The sequence below is a fragment of the Achromobacter animicus genome, assembly GCF_902859585.1.
GTDB classification, from domain to species: domain Bacteria; phylum Pseudomonadota; class Gammaproteobacteria; order Burkholderiales; family Burkholderiaceae_B; genus Achromobacter; species Achromobacter animicus.
Window position 1 is genome coordinate 714,893 of sequence record NZ_CADIJM010000001.1, and the last position, 14,409, is coordinate 729,301.

The 14,409-nt window shown below is 64.8% G+C and carries 13 protein-coding genes; 6 read left to right on the forward strand and 7 right to left on the reverse strand.

Annotation, left to right across the window (positions count from 1 at the left end):
- Nucleotides 1-4 precede the first annotated feature (4 nt).
- A complete protein-coding gene (locus tag HV681_RS03200; RefSeq protein ID WP_175121669.1) occupies nt 5-1,378 on the forward strand; it encodes an MmgE/PrpD family protein in 1,374 nt (457 codons plus the stop codon).
- 131 nt (nt 1,379-1,509) lie between these two features.
- Here the strand turns inward: HV681_RS03200 and rph are convergent, their stop codons facing one another.
- On the reverse strand, nt 1,510-2,244 hold the full coding sequence (gene rph, locus HV681_RS03205) for a ribonuclease PH (RefSeq protein WP_175121670.1): 735 nt from the start codon (nt 2,242-2,244) through the stop codon (nt 1,510-1,512).
- Between the two features lie 184 nt (nt 2,245-2,428).
- Between rph and HV681_RS03210 the strand changes: the two genes are divergently transcribed.
- Nucleotides 2,429-3,361: a YicC/YloC family endoribonuclease gene (locus tag HV681_RS03210; RefSeq protein WP_175121671.1), complete on the forward strand. Its 933-nt coding sequence runs from the start codon at nt 2,429-2,431 to the stop codon at nt 3,359-3,361.
- A 49-nt stretch (nt 3,362-3,410) separates the two neighbouring features.
- Here the strand turns inward: HV681_RS03210 and HV681_RS03215 are convergent, their stop codons facing one another.
- A complete protein-coding gene (locus tag HV681_RS03215; RefSeq protein ID WP_175121672.1) occupies nt 3,411-4,970 on the reverse strand; it encodes an amino acid permease in 1,560 nt (519 codons plus the stop codon).
- A gap of 158 nt (nt 4,971-5,128) precedes the next feature.
- Nucleotides 5,129-6,628, reverse strand: coding sequence for an AMP nucleosidase (locus tag HV681_RS03220; protein ID WP_370633028.1), 1,500 nt, complete (start codon nt 6,626-6,628; stop codon nt 5,129-5,131).
- Between the two features lie 368 nt (nt 6,629-6,996).
- Between HV681_RS03220 and HV681_RS03225 the strand changes: the two genes are divergently transcribed.
- Nucleotides 6,997-7,593, forward strand: a complete 597-nt coding sequence (locus HV681_RS03225; RefSeq protein ID WP_175121673.1) for a C40 family peptidase — start codon at nt 6,997-6,999, stop codon at nt 7,591-7,593.
- Between the two features lie 95 nt (nt 7,594-7,688).
- Here the strand turns inward: HV681_RS03225 and HV681_RS03230 are convergent, their stop codons facing one another.
- Nucleotides 7,689-8,459, reverse strand: coding sequence for an SDR family oxidoreductase (locus HV681_RS03230; protein ID WP_175121674.1), 771 nt, complete (start codon nt 8,457-8,459; stop codon nt 7,689-7,691).
- Between the two features lie 258 nt (nt 8,460-8,717).
- Here HV681_RS03230 and gmk point away from each other — a divergent pair, with 258 nt between their 5' ends.
- Genes gmk through HV681_RS03245 form a run of 3 tightly spaced genes read left to right on the forward strand, consistent with a single transcriptional unit; the run spans nt 8,718 to nt 11,915 of the window.
- On the forward strand, nt 8,718-9,350 hold the full coding sequence (gmk, locus tag HV681_RS03235; protein ID WP_175121675.1) for a guanylate kinase: 633 nt from the start codon (nt 8,718-8,720) through the stop codon (nt 9,348-9,350).
- Between the two features lie 44 nt (nt 9,351-9,394).
- Nucleotides 9,395-9,598, forward strand: coding sequence for a DNA-directed RNA polymerase subunit omega (rpoZ, locus tag HV681_RS03240; RefSeq protein ID WP_006219679.1), 204 nt, complete (start codon nt 9,395-9,397; stop codon nt 9,596-9,598).
- Nucleotides 9,599-9,620: 22 nt separating this feature from the next.
- Entirely contained in the window at nt 9,621-11,915 is a 2,295-nt protein-coding gene (locus tag HV681_RS03245; protein WP_175121676.1) for a RelA/SpoT family protein, read from the forward strand.
- A gap of 67 nt (nt 11,916-11,982) precedes the next feature.
- Here HV681_RS03245 and glnQ read toward each other — a convergent pair whose 3' ends face one another.
- From glnQ to glnH, 3 genes are all read right to left on the reverse strand, one after another.
- Nucleotides 11,983-12,711 (reverse strand): glutamine ABC transporter ATP-binding protein GlnQ, encoded by a 729-nt coding sequence (gene glnQ / locus HV681_RS03250; RefSeq protein ID WP_175121677.1) that lies wholly within the window; start codon nt 12,709-12,711, stop codon nt 11,983-11,985.
- A complete protein-coding gene (gene glnP, locus HV681_RS03255; RefSeq protein ID WP_175121678.1) occupies nt 12,708-13,364 on the reverse strand; it encodes a glutamine ABC transporter permease GlnP in 657 nt (218 codons plus the stop codon). The genes glnQ and glnP overlap by 4 nt, the downstream gene beginning before the upstream one ends.
- A 165-nt stretch (nt 13,365-13,529) precedes the next feature.
- The gene (gene glnH / locus HV681_RS03260; RefSeq protein ID WP_175121679.1) at nt 13,530-14,282 is read right to left on the reverse strand and encodes a glutamine ABC transporter substrate-binding protein GlnH; all 753 of its coding nucleotides are present in this window, start codon (nt 14,280-14,282) and stop codon (nt 13,530-13,532) included.
- Between the last annotated feature and the right edge of the window lie 127 nt (nt 14,283-14,409).

Below are 14,409 nucleotides of genomic sequence, written 5' to 3' on the forward strand. Positions count from 1 at the left end.
CGACATGACCGCAGACAAAGACACCCCGCACCTGAGCGCCGAACTCGCGGCCTTTGCCGCCAACCTGCGCTACGAAGACATTCCCGCCCCGGTGCTGCGCCGCGCCGAAGACCTGCTGCTCGATTGCCTGGCCTCCATCCTGGCCGGCGCGTCGGCCCGCGCGGTCCAGGCGATCGACCGCTATGCCGCCGCGATGGGGCCGGCGGATGGTCCCAGTGAAGTCCTGATCACGCGCCGCCGCACCACCCCGCTCTTTGCCGCCATGGTCAACGCGGCGGCCGCGCACGTGGTGGAACAGGACGACGTGCACAACGGCTCGGTCTTTCACCCGGCGGCCGTGGTGTTTCCGCCTGCCCTGGCCGTGGCGCAGGCGCTGGGTTCATCGGGCCGCGATCTGCTCACCGCCGCCGTGGCCGGCTACGAGGTTGGCATTCGGGTCGGCGAGTTCCTGGGCCGCTCGCACTACAAGATCTTCCACACGACCGGCACGGCTGGCACGCTGGCCGCCGCGGTCACCACCGGCCGGCTGCTGGGCCTGTCCCCTGAGCAGATGCTGCACGCGCTGGGCTCGGCCGGCACGCAAGCGGCGGGTCTGTGGGAATTCCTGCGCGACGCCGCCGATTCCAAGCAATTGCACACTGCCAAGGCGGCTGCGGATGGCATCACCGCGGCCTACCTGGCGCGCGAAGGGTTCACCGGCGCACGCCACATCCTGGAAGGCCCGCAGGGCATGGCGGCCGGCATGTCCACCGACGCCGACCCCAGCCGCCTGTGCGACCGCCTGGGACAGCGCTGGGCGCTGGCCGAAACCTCGTTCAAGTTCCATGCCTCGTGCCGCCACACGCATCCGGCCGCCGACGCGCTGCAGCAGGCGCTGCGCGACAACCACCTGACCGAGGACGACGTCGAACGCGTCGTGGCGCACGTCCACCAAGGCGCCATCGACGTTCTTGGTCCGGTTGTGAATCCGCAGACCGTCCACCAGTCCAAGTTTTCGATGGGCACGGTGCTGGCGCTGATCGCGCGACAAGGCCGCGCCGGTCTGGCGGAATTTGACGCGGGCCTCGACGACCCGGGCGTCGCCGCCTTCCGCGGAAAAGTGGAAATGGCGCTCGACCCCGAAGTCGACGGCGCCTACCCGCAACGTTGGATCGGCAAGGTTACGGTGTACACCCGCGACGGCCGCGTGCTGCATGGCCGCGTCGACGAACCCAAGGGCGACCCGGGCAACACGCTCAGCCGCCCCGAAATCGAGGACAAGACGCTCAGCCTGGGCCGGTACGCCGATGCGGCGACGGAACAGGAACTGCGTGGCTTGATCGCGACGATCTGGGGGCTTGAAAAAGTGGGCAAGGTGGAGGCGCTGTTGCCGAAGTAATTCACGAATGCCTGAAACTCAGGCACCAACAAAGCCGCATCTGCGGCTTTGTTTGCGTTGTGGCTACGCTGCAAGTGTCTGCGGCAGAAGTCAGACACCGGATTCGCACGACGGACCAGGCGCCACACAGCTCACGCCAGCGCGGCGCGCTGGGCCTTCACCAGGTTGGCAATCCCGTTTTCCGCCAGCACCAGCATCGTGTCCAGCTCAGCCCGCGTGAACGTCGCGCCCTCGCCCGTGCCCTGCACTTCCACGAATGCGCCGCTGCCCGTCATGATGACGTTCACGTCGGCGTCGCAGGCCGAATCTTCCAAGTAGTCCAGATCCAGCACCGCCTGGCCGTTGACCAGGCCCACCGACACCGCAGCGACGGCGTCGCGGATCGGATTGGTGGCCAGATCGCCACGTTTCATCAGCAGACCAACCGCGTCGGCCGCCGCGACCCAGGCGCCCGTGATGCTGGCGCAGCGCGTGCCGCCGTCGGCCTGCAGCACGTCGCAATCAAGGTGCAGCGTGCGTTCGCCCAGCGCCTTCATGTCGAACACCGCCCGCAAACTGCGTCCGATCAGGCGCTGGATCTCCTGCGTGCGGCCGCTCTGCTTGCCGCGCGCGGCCTCGCGGTCGCCGCGCGTGTGCGTGGCCCGCGGCAACATGCCGTATTCAGCCGTTACCCAGCCTTCGCCCTTGCCCTTCAGAAAAGGCGGTACCTTGTCCAGGACGCTTGCCGTGCAAAGCACATGGGTGTCGCCCGCCTTCACCAGCACGGAGCCTTCGGCGTATCGCGTAAAGCCACGCTCCAGGCTGAACGGACGCAATTGGTCGGCGGCGCGGCCCGACGGCCGGACATTCGTGGGGATGGTGGTCACAACTGGCTCCAGACTTGGCTTAGATTCGCGGCATTGTACGGGCAGGCGTCACAAGACAATCTCGCTTGGAGTATCCTGCCGCGATGTATCCGGTTGAAAACACAGACCCGCTGCCCAGGACCTGGGCGCCGCGGGCCCCGGCGCAACCGGCTCCTATTCCAAGAATCACCAGGACACGCACACCATGATCCGCAGCATGACCGCCTTCGGCAACGCCCGAGCAGACTTAGAACAAGGCACTCTCGCCATAGAACTGCGCAGCGTCAACAGCCGCTTTCTCGACCTGTATTTCCGTCTTCCCGACGAACTGCGCCACGTGGAAACGCCCCTGCGCGAGCTGCTGACCACCAACCTGGCCCGCGGCAAGGTCGAAATCCGCGTGTCCTTCACCCGTGCGGCCAACGCCGACCTGTCCAAGCTGGATCCCGCCTGGCTCGACAGCCTGGCCGAACAGCTGCAGGCCGCGCGCCGCATCATTCCGGACATCGCGTCCCCGCGTCTGGCCGAACTGTTCAACTGGCCCGGCCAGCGCGGCAACGACGCCCTGGACCCGCAGATCTGGGGCGCCGCGTGCCTGCAGGCCGCGCAGCAGGCCCTGACCCAGCTTCAGGAAGGCCGCGAGCGCGAAGGCGAACGCCTGGCCGGCATGATGCGCGAATGCGCCGATGGCGTCGCGCGCGTCGTGGACATCGTGCAGGCGCATCTGCCGCAACTGCTGGCTGACCACCGCGAGCGCCAGGCCGCCAAGCTGCGCGAAAGCGTCGAATCCGCATTCCCCGGCGGATTCACGCACATTTCCGGCGCGGAACTGTCCGAACGCCTGTCGCAGGAAGCCAACCTTTTTGCCCTGCGCATCGACGTGGCCGAAGAACTGTCCCGCCTGCGTTCGCACCTGGAAGAACTGCGTCACCTGCTGTCCGACGGCGGCGGCAAGCCCGCGGCCGGCAAGAAGAACGCCGGCAGCGCGGGCAAGCGCCTGGATTTCCTGTTCCAGGAAATGAACCGTGAAGCCAACACGCTGGGTTCCAAGGCCGGCAGCATGGAAGTCACCCGCGCCGCCATGGACCTGAAGCTGCTGATCGAGCAGATGCGCGAGCAGGCGCAGAACATCGAGTAAGGGGCGCGGCGCCCGCGGGGGTTGCTACCCCCGCCTGGCGGCCACCCTGTTAGCGGCTCTCGCCCGTCGCCGGCTCGCCCCGCAGGGCCGAATCCAGGTATTCGCTACGGGCGCGCGCGTCCGGAAAACGCATGTCGCGGTAGCTGACGAAGCGCGATCCGCGCGTCAGGCGGTAGCCGGCCCAGATCAGCAGGAAGAGCGGAATGCCGATGTAGGTGGCCACCACGCCGCCCCACTGGATCTTGTCCTCCAGGAACGCCTGGTAGTTCTGACCCAAGGTGATGATCAGGCACAGCACGAACGCGAAGATCGGACCGAAGGGAAAGAACGGGGACACATACGGCAGATCCGCCAGGCTGTTGCCCTGCTTCACGTAACCCCGCCGGAACCGGTAATGGCTGATGGCAATGCCCAGCCACGCAATGAACCCGGTCATCCCCGACGTATTGAGCAGCCAGATATAAACGTCGTTGGGACTGAAGAGGAAGGTGAAAAAGCACAGCGCCGCGACGACGGTGGTGGCCAGCAGCGCCCACAGGGGCACGCCGCTACGTGAAATCCGGCCGAAGATCCGCGGCGCCTTGCCTTCGCGCGCCAGACTGTAGAGCATGCGCGTGGCCGCATACATGCCCGAATTGCCGGCGGACAGCACCGACGTCAGCACCACGGCGTTCATCACGGAGGCCGCACCCAACAGTCCCGCGCGTTCGAAGATCAGCGCGAACGGGCTGACGCTGATGTCCTCGACATCGTTGCGCAGCAGGTGGGGGTCGGTATAGGGAATCAAGAGACCGATGACCAGGATCGCCGCCACGTAGAACAGCAGAATGCGCCAGAACACCTGGCGCACCGCGCGCGGCAGATTGCGGGCCGGATCCTTGGATTCTCCTGCGGCAATGCCGATCAGTTCGGTGCCCTGGAACGAAAATCCCACCACCATCGCCACGCCGATCAGCGCAGCAAAGCCGCCTGCGAAGGGCGCGTCGCCCACCGTCCAGTTGGCCAGCCCGCCCGTCTCGCCACCGCGGATGATGCCCAGCAGCATCATCACGCCCATGGTGACGAAGGCCAGCACCGCAATCACCTTGATCAGCGCAAACCAGAATTCGGCCTCGCCGAACCCGCGGGCGGACATCGCGTTCAGTCCGAAAGTGATGGCCAGGAACAGCGCGCTCCAATAGAAGCCGGGCACGTCGGGAAACCAGTACGCCATGACGAGCTGCGCCGCGACCAGGTCGACCGCCACCGTCACCGCCCAGTTGTACCAATAGTTCCACCCGAGCGCGAAGCCGAAGCCGTCTTCGACATAGCGCGCGCCATAGGTCGAGAACGAACCGGACACCGGCATGGCGGCCGCCAGTTCGCCCAGGCTGGTCATCAGGAAATAGACCATGATGCCGATCAGCACATAGCCCAGCAGCGCACCGCCGGGGCCGGCCTTGGCGATGGTCGCGCCCGACGCCACAAAGAGTCCGGTGCCGATGGACCCGCCGACCGCGATCATGGTCAGGTGGCGCGCCGACAGCGTGCGCCGCAATTCGGACGGCCTGTCCGCCTGCGCGTTGCGCGTGCCGCCTGAGCGACGGTCATCGTGTTCCGATGGTGCCAAAATGCGTTCCTTCACGTCTGGATGGCGCTCGCGCAATTCGCTGCGAACGCCCTGGGATTACCGAGCAACGCGCGAGAATAGCGCAATCGGCCCCGACATGAAAAATGGCCGGGAGCTGGGGACGGATTCGCCCCGGAGCCCTCCCGGCAGCGGCCGTCTTATTGAAACGCCGTTTCCATGAACGTGCGCAGCTTGCGCGAATGCAGCCGCTCCGGCGGCATGTCGCGCAGCCGCTCCAGCGCCCGGATGCCGATTTCCAGATGCTGGTTGACCTGACGCCGGTAAAAGGCGCTGGCCATGCCGGGCAGTTTCAATTCGCCGTGCAGCGGCTTGTCCGACACGCACAGCAAGGTGCCGTAAGGCACCCGGAAACGGAATCCGTTGGCCGCGATCGTGGCCGATTCCATATCCAGCGCAATCGCGCGCGACTGGGCAAAGCGTTCCACCAGATCGACGTGGTCGCGCAACTCCCAGTTGCGGTTGTCGATTGTCGCCACTGTGCCCGTACGCATGATGCGCTTCAGGTCCCAACCGGACAGCCCGGCCACTTCTTCGACCGCCTGCTCCAGCGCCACCTGCACTTCCGCCAGCGCCGGCACGGGCACCCAGGTGGGCAGATCGTCATCCAGCACGTGGTCTTCACGGACATAGCCGTGCGCCAGGACGTAGTCGCCCAGGCGCTGGGAATCTCGCAGGCCGGCGCAGTGACCCAGCATCAGCCACGCGTGCGGGCGCAGCACGGCGATGTGGTCGGTGATCGTCTTGGCGTTAGACGGCCCGACGCCGATGTTGACCAACGTGATGCCGGAGTGATCGCCGCGCACCAGGTGGTAAGCCGGCATCTGCGGCAAGCGCACGGCCTGGGCCTCGTCGCCCGGACCGCTTTCGCCGCGGCGCGTAATACGGTTGCCGGGCTCGACCAGCATTTCGTAGTCTTCGTTGCCGCTGGACATCAGGGCGCGGGCCCGGGCGCAGAACTCGTCGACATAGAACTGGTAGTTGGTGAACAGCACGAAATTCTGGAAGTGCGTGGGCGCCGTCGAGGTGTAGTGCTGCAGCCGGTGCAGCGAATAATCCACGCGCTGCGCGGTAAACGGCGCCAGCGGCTTGGGTTCGCCTTCCTTGCCGCGCCACGATCCGTTCACGATGGCGTCGTCGGTGACCGCCAGATCCGGCACGTCGAACAGGTCGCGCAGCGGGCGCTTGAGCGCCTCGAGGTGCTCGCCTTCCACGTAGGCGCCCTCGGGAAACGCGAAATGCAGCGGAATCGGGGAATCCGACTCGCCCACTTCGACCGCCACCCGATGGTTCTGCAACAACTGGCCGATCTGCTCGATCAGGTAATCGCGAAACAGGACCGGCTGTGTGATGGTGGTCTGGTAGTAACCCGGTTCGGCCACGTGGCCATAGGAAAGCCGGGTGTCGATGGGATCGTAGGTTTCGACGACGATGCGGATGGCCGGGTAGTAGGCGCGGAATCGCGCGCTGCCATTGCCCGTGCCCTTCAAGACCTCGCGAAACGCGGTACGCAGGAACGCCGTATTGCGCGCATAGATTTCCGCCAGCCGGTCTACGGCGGACAACGCGTCCTGGAAGGGTTCAAACGGCAGGGCCTCAGGCCGGTTCATGGACGACAAAGGGTGTACTGCGTTCATCATTGAGCTTTACTCCGCCTTCTTATCTGTCTTTTTTGGCATCGGCTCTGCGCAACGGCAATACCGAGGGCCGATGCGGTCGATTATGCCCGAGGCGTTAGGCAATGAAATGTCATCAGAGCCGCCGTCGTGGCTATCGCACACAACGGCCCGCGGATACGCGATTTCCGATGAGCCTGTTACGTGGCGCGGTGGGCGCACAGTAACAACAGGCCGGCGATTATGCTGCATTGCACTACAAATGTAATGAAACATTATTACACTATAATCTTGAGGCGTTTCTTGCTTTCTGCCTGGAAACCGCTCCCCTTTCCGCCGGCTTGCCTCATAGGCAAAGCCATGCCGCCCACTCCGATTTCTGAAGTGACGTAATGACGCCGCCCACGCGAAAGTTTCGCTTTACCCAATTCCGCACGCCCGCATTTCTGTCAGCGCCCCTGCTGGCCCTGACGCTCTCCTGGATTCCTGGCGCCGCCCAAGCCTCGCTGGCCGCCGAACAAGCCCGCCCCACCCTCAGCGGCTTAAGCCTCGCGCAAGAGCCCACCGTCCTGACGCTGCGCGAGCGCGTCGTGCAGGCCGGCCTGGAGGCCATCGGCACGCCCTACAGCTGGGGCGGCGATGACGCCGACGGCTTCGATTGCAGCGGGCTCGTCCTGTATGTCTACCGCGAAATCGCGGGCCTGGAGCTGCCGCGCACCGCGCGCGCCCAGCGCAGCGAAGGCAAGACCGTGTCCGCCAAGAAGGAACTGCGCCCCGGTGATCTGGTGTTCTTCGCCACCCGTGGACGCGGCGTCACCTCGCACGTCGGCATCTATATTGGCCAGAACAAGTTCGTTCATGCCCCCCGCCGCGGCACCAAGGTGCGCGTCGACGACATGAAGACGGCCTACTGGTCCAAACGTTACCTGGGCGCCCGCGCCTATCTGGATACCCCGCCCAAGCAACTGCTTGCTCAGGCCTCGCGCTAAGCGCAAGGCCGGCGGACGGCGCCCACTGGGCGCCTGGGGATAAACGCAAAAACGCCGGCACGCTTGTGCCGGCGGTTTCGTTCCTTAAATGACGCTCAGCCCCGGCCCACGAACGGCATGTTGGTGGCCATGAGCGTCATGAATTGCACGTTGGCGTCCAGCGGCAGACGGGCCATTGCGGCCACGGCCTGCGCTACGTGCGCAACGTCCATGCGCGGTTCGACCTTGGTGCTGCCATCGGCCTGCAGGATGCCGGCAGCCATGCGCTCAGTCATTTCCGTGGCAGCGTTGCCGATATCGATCTGGCCGCATGCAATGTTGTACGCTCGGCAATCCAGGGAGATCGACTTGGTCAGCCCGGTCACCGCGTGCTTGGTGGCGGTATAGGCAATGGAAAACGGCCGCGGCGCGTGCGAGGAAATCGAGCCGTTGTTGATGATGCGGCCGCCTCGCGGGTTCTGCGCTTTCATGATGCGGATCGCAGCCTGCGCGCACAGGAACATGCCCGTCAGGTTGGTGTCGACGACTTCGCGCCACACGGCCACCGGCAATTCCTCGATCGGCACGGCCGGCGCGCCGCGCCCGGCGTTGTTGAACAGCACGTCCAGGCGGCCGTATTCGCGCTGGGCGGTATCGAAGAGATCGCGGACTGCCTGCTCGTCGGATACGTCCGTGGGCACGACGAGTGCCCGCAGACCGTCTTCCCCGGCGGCCGTCCGGGTGGCTTCCAGGGGCTCACGCCGGCGGCCCGCCAGCACGACCCGGTAACCCTGCGCCAGGAATTCCAGCGCGACTGCGCGGCCAATGCCGGTGCCGGCGCCCGTGACCAGGGCGACGCGGGGCGGATCGATCTCGTTCGTGTTCATCGGATTCTCCGTCTTATGAATGCGCGAAATCCTACCCGAATCGTCTCACGGATGCTGCAAGCGAAGGTTCCAGACGCGACACACTTTCTACATTCCCGCCAAAGGGATGACACGCGCCCGTTGCGCCGCCCACACTGCGCGTCGGCCGCCTGTGTCCAACGTCGGCCCGGCATGGATTAACACGTTGCCGGACCGCGCGGCCAACCGCGCGATTTGCTATTCTTCGACTCTCAGCATCACAGCCGGTCACATTCATTCATGCACGCCACTCCCGGAAACGTCTTCATGGTCGTCGCGCCCAGCGGCGCCGGCAAGTCCAGCCTCGTGAAGGCCCTGCTTGCCCAGGACTCCTCCATCCTGCTTTCCATTTCCTGCACGACGCGCGCGCCCCGCCCCGGCGAAGAAGACGGCCGCGAGTACCGGTTCGTGTCGATCGACGATTTCAAGCGCATGCGCGAAGCGCAGAACCTGCTGGAATGGGCCGAAGTCCACGGCAATTTCTACGGCACGCCGCGCGACCGCATCGACGAGGCGACCAGCCAGGGACGTGACGTGCTGCTGGAAATCGACTGGCAAGGCGCGCGCCAGGTGAAGCAGCGTTTTCCGCGCGCGATCGGCATTTTCGTGCTGCCCCCGTCCATCGACGAGCTTGAAAGCCGCCTCAAGGCGCGCGGCCAGGACGAGCCCCAAGTCATCGCCCGCCGGCTGATGGCCGCAGGCGGCGAAATCGCCCATGCGCCTGAATGCGAATATGTTATTATTAATCAAGAATTTAGCGTAGCCCTGTCGGAGCTGACCCAAATCGTCAGCGCCGCACGGCTGCGTTTTTCGTCTCAGGCCGCCCGTCACGCCGAGTTGTTTGCGCAACTTGGCATCCCGGCCGAACACTGAGCCGAACGCATTCTCCCCATCATCCATCAGCACCAGGTGTCCTAATGGCTCGCATCACTGTCGAAGACTGTCTGAATCAAATCCCCAATCGTTTCAAGCTCACGCTGGCCGCGACCTACCGCGCCCGTGAATTGGCGCAAGGCCACGCCCCGCGCCTGGACAGCAAGGACAAGCCCACGGTCACGGCCCTGCGCGAAATCGCTGGCGGACTCACCGGCGTGGAAATGCTGCGTAAAGTTCCCACCTGATACGCTCCGGGGGGCTGCAAGCATGGCTTTTCCCGGGCTGAAGTACGCTTCATCTGGTCTGCTTGCCGCACTACGTGCCGGCTCCCGTCTCGGGCGCCGCACGGGCAAGAAAGACAAGAACTCCCCCACGCCACCGTCCGTCGCCGCACAAGAAGCGGCGGACGCGACCGGATCCCCGGTTGCCTCGCTGGCGCCGCTGACCGAAATCATCGGCAGCTATCTCGACAAGAATGATGTAGAGCGCGTGCGCGAAGCCTATCGCTTTGCGGACCAGGCGCACCTGGGCCAGTTCCGCGCCAGCGGCTCGCCCTACATCTCTCATCCCATCGCCGTCACCGAAATCTGCGCGGGCTGGAAGCTCGACGTCAACGCGCTGTCTGCCGCTCTGCTGCACGACGTGATGGAAGACCAGGGCATCGCCAAGCACGAGCTGGCCGAGAAGTTCGGACCGGAAGTCGCCGAGCTGGTCGATGGCCTGTCCAAGCTGGACCGCCTGGACTTCGCCACCAAGGCCGAACAACAGGCAGAGAGCTTCCGCAAGATGCTGCTGGCGATGGCGCGCGACGTGCGCGTCATCCTCATCAAGCTGGCCGACCGGCTGCACAACATGCGCACGCTGGACGCGGTCAATCCCGAAAAGCGCCGCCGCATCGCCCGCGAAACCTTGGACATCTATGCGCCCATCGCGCATCGGCTCGGCCTGAACCTGCTGTTCCGCGAACTGCAGGACCTGTGCTTTGCCGCGATGCACCCGAACCGGTATCAGGTGCTGTACAAGGCCGTCCTGGCCGCGCGCGGCAACCGCCGCGAGGTCATTACCAAGATCGCCGACTCCGTGCGCGCCGCCCTGCCCGCGGCCGGCATCGAGGCCGAAGTCAGCGGCCGCGAAAAGACGCTGTTCGGCATCTACCGCAAGATGGTCGACCAGAAAAAGTCCTTTTCTGACGTGTTGGACATCTACGGTTTCCGCATCGTCGTCCATACCCTGCCCGAGTGCTATCTGGCGCTGGGGACGCTGCATCAGCTCTTCCGCCCGGTGCCCGGCAAGTTCAAGGACTACATCGCCATCCCCAAGGTGAACGGCTATCAGTCCCTGCACACGACGCTGGTCGGCCCCTACGGCACGCCGGTCGAGTTCCAGTTCCGTACGCGCGACATGCACCACGTCGCCGAGGAAGGCGTCGCCTCGCACTGGCTATACAAGGGCGCGGATCTGACGCTCAACGACCTGCAAAAGCGCACGCACCAATGGCTGCAATCGCTGCTGGACATTCAGAGCCAGACTGGCGATTCAGGCGAATTCCTCGAGCACGTCAAGGTCGACCTGTTCCCGGACGCCGTGTACGTCTTTACGCCGCGCGGCAAGATCATTTCGCTGCCCCGCGGCGCCACGCCCGTCGACTTCGCCTACGCGATTCACACCGACATCGGCAATCAGGCCGTCGCGGCCAAGGTCAATGGCGAGTTCGTGCCGCTGCGCACCGAACTGAGCAGCGGCGACACCGTGGAAATCGTCACGTCGCCGGCCTCGCGACCGAATGCGCAATGGCTGAACTATGTGCGCACCGGCCGGGCGCGTTCTGAAATCCGCCACTACCTGCGTACCGTCAAGTACGAAGAGTCGGTGGCTTTCGGCGAACGATTGCTGGCCCAGGCAATGCAGGAATTGCACATGCCTTTGCCCGCCACCGACGACCCGGGCTGGCAAAAGCTGGCACGTAGCACCGGCGCCAGTTCGCGCGAGGAAATCCTGGCCGACATCGGGCTGGGCAAGCGGCTTGCCGCGGTGGTTGCCCGCCGATTTGCGCCGGAGCACCAACTGGTCGCCACCACGGCCGCCGCGGTCGACGAACTGACCTCGGCGCGCAGCGCGCCCATCCTGATCCAGGGCAACGAAGGCCAGGCAGTGCAGCTTGCTCCTTGCTGCGGTCCGCTGCCCGGCGATCCCATCGTGGCAGGGATGCGCATGGGTCACGGCCTGGTGGTGCACACGGCCGATTGCCCCGTCGCGTTGCGCCAGCGCCTGCGCGAGCCCGAGCGGTGGATCAACGTGGGCTGGGATGCGCAGACCGCCAAGCATCTGGCGACGCGTCTGGACATCGTCACGCGCAATGAACGCGGCGTGTTGGGACGGCTGGCAGCGGAAGTTACCGCCGCCGACGCCAATATCATGCATGTCACGATGCACGACGACGCCGTGTCCACCGTGTCGCTGCACCTGACCATCCAGGTCGACAGCCGCAAGCATCTGGCCCAGGTCATCCGCGCCATCCGGCACGTGCCGCAGGTGCAGAAGATCGTCCGCGTGAAGGGCTGAGGCCCTCCTTACCGCGCACACCAAAAAAGGCGTCCGGCCACAAGCCGGACGCCTTTTTTGCGTCACGTCAGGTCACGTGCTGCAGAAAGTCCTTCAAGCGCTGGCTGGGCGGATTGCTGAGCAGCTCCTCCGGCGGACCATCATGAGCGATCTTGCCGGCATCGATGAAGATCAGCCGGCTGCCGACCTTGCGCGCGAATTCCATCTCGTGCGTGACGACCACCATCGTCATCCCCTCCTCGGCCAGGTCGCGCATGACCTTCAGCACTTCGTGACGCAGCTCGGGATCCAGCGCAGACGTGGGCTCGTCGAACAGCATCAGCTTGGGCATGATCGCCAGCGCGCGGGCAATTGCCACACGCTGCTGCTGCCCCCCGGACAGTTCCGAAGGGTAGTGATTCATGCGTTCGGCCAGACCCACCTTTGCCAGCAACCCCTGAGCAAGCTGACGGGCCTCGTCTCGGCTCTGGCCCCGGGTGTGGACGGGTCCGAACATGACGTTTTCCAGTGCCGTCATCTGCGGGAACAGATTGAACTGCTGGAACACCATGCCCGCCTCGCGCCGGATCTCGCGTACGGTGGCCGGGTCGCCTTTCACACTGAGGCCATCGACCAGCAGGTCGCCGTCGTTGATCGTTTCCAGCACGTTGATGCAACGCAGGAAAGTGGACTTGCCCGAGCCTGAAGGCCCGACCACCACCACGACCTCGCCAGCATCGATGTTGAGCGAGATGCCGTTCAGCACCGTCGAGTCGCCAAAGCGTTTGGTGACGTTATGAAATTCAACCATGCTCATATGATGCGCATCCTCTTTTCGACCAGATGCAGGGTCAACGCCATCAGCCCCGTGAGGATCAGATAGATGATCGCCACGGCGGACCAGATTTCGACCGCCCGGAAATTGCTGGCCATGATTTCCTGCCCTTGACGGGTCAGTTCCGCCACGCCGATCACGATGAACAGCGACGAATCCTTAAGGCTGATGATGCACTGGTTGCCCAGGGGCGGAATCATGCGCCGGAACGCAACGGGACCAATGATGTGCAGCAGGATCTTGTGAAACGGCAGGCCCATCGCCTGCCCTGCTTCCTTCAGGCCCTTATGGACCGACAGCAGCGCCCCCCGCACGATCTCCGAGATGTACGCCCCCGAATTGATGATGAGGGTGGCGATCGCCGCGAATTCGGCGTCGACCCGGATGTCTGCCAGCAGCGGCAGCGCAAAGTAGATGAACATGACCTGCACCACGATCGGCGTGCCGCGGATGACCGCGACATAGACCTGCGCGATGCCCGACAAGATCGCGTTCCCGTAGGCCCGCGTCACGCCCGACAGCGCCCCGAGCAGAAAGCCGCCCGCCAGGCCCCAGAACGTGATCTTGATGGTCATGAGCGTACCCGTCAGCAGATTGGGTAACGCTTCCTCGATGACAGCCCAGTCAAACTCCACGATCTTCCCCCTATGGCGCGCAGCGGCGCGCCCGCATCATGGCGGACGCGCCTCGCGGTCGGGAGCGGTGGCGCTTGCCACCACCGAATCCGGCAACGCGCCGGACCCGGTCCTTCACCGCGGCTTACACGGCGCGTCCGTGAAAAGTGCCGCTTGGCGAGCCGGTCAGGGCTTCTTGCCGAACCACTTGGTGTAGATCGCGTCGTATTCGCCGCTGGCCTTCAGGTTGGCGAGCGCCTTGTTGACCTCGGGGACCAGTTCGCTGCCCTTCGGGAAGGCAATGCCGTAGAAGTCGCCGCTCTTGACCGAGCCGACCACCTTCACGCGGCCCTTGCCGGCCGTATTGGCGTAATACTGGACGTTCGGCGTGTCGTGGACGGCGGCATCGACCCGGCCGGTAGCCAGTTCAAGGTACGCGTTGTCGATGTTGGGGAACAGCTTGAGCTTGGCGTCCGGCACCTGGGCCTTCAGGAAGTCCACGGTCGCGGTGCCCGTCTTGACGGCGACGGTCTTGCCGGCCAGGGACTTGGCGTCCTTGATGTCGGTGTTCTTTTCGCCCACCAGGATAGCCAGGCCGCTTTCGTAGTAGGGATCCGAGAAGTCGATGACCTTCTTGCGGTCGTCGCGGATCGTGATGCCCGCAAGCGCGGCGTCGATGTTCTTGGTCTGCAGGCCGGGAATGATGCCGGCGAAGTCCATCGGTTGCAGCTTGTACTTGAGGTTGAGTTCCTTCGCGATGGCCGCCCACAGGTCGACGTCGAAGCCGACGTACGTGTTGCCCTGCTTGAATTCGAACGGCACGAAAGCGGTATCGGTGGCCACCACCAATTCCCTGCCCTGGGCCTGAGCGGCCGACGCGGCGCCGAACAGGGTCAGGGACAGGCCCACCATAGCGGCGGCGACTTTACGTTTGATCATGAAACTCTCCTCTTGGGGAGCGCCAGGCACCCCGGGCTTGTTGTAAGGGCATGATTCCTGGGCCGCGCCGGGTTCGCCGGCGCAACTTATCGACGATCTTAACGCATCGGATGGAGCCCGGCGGAAC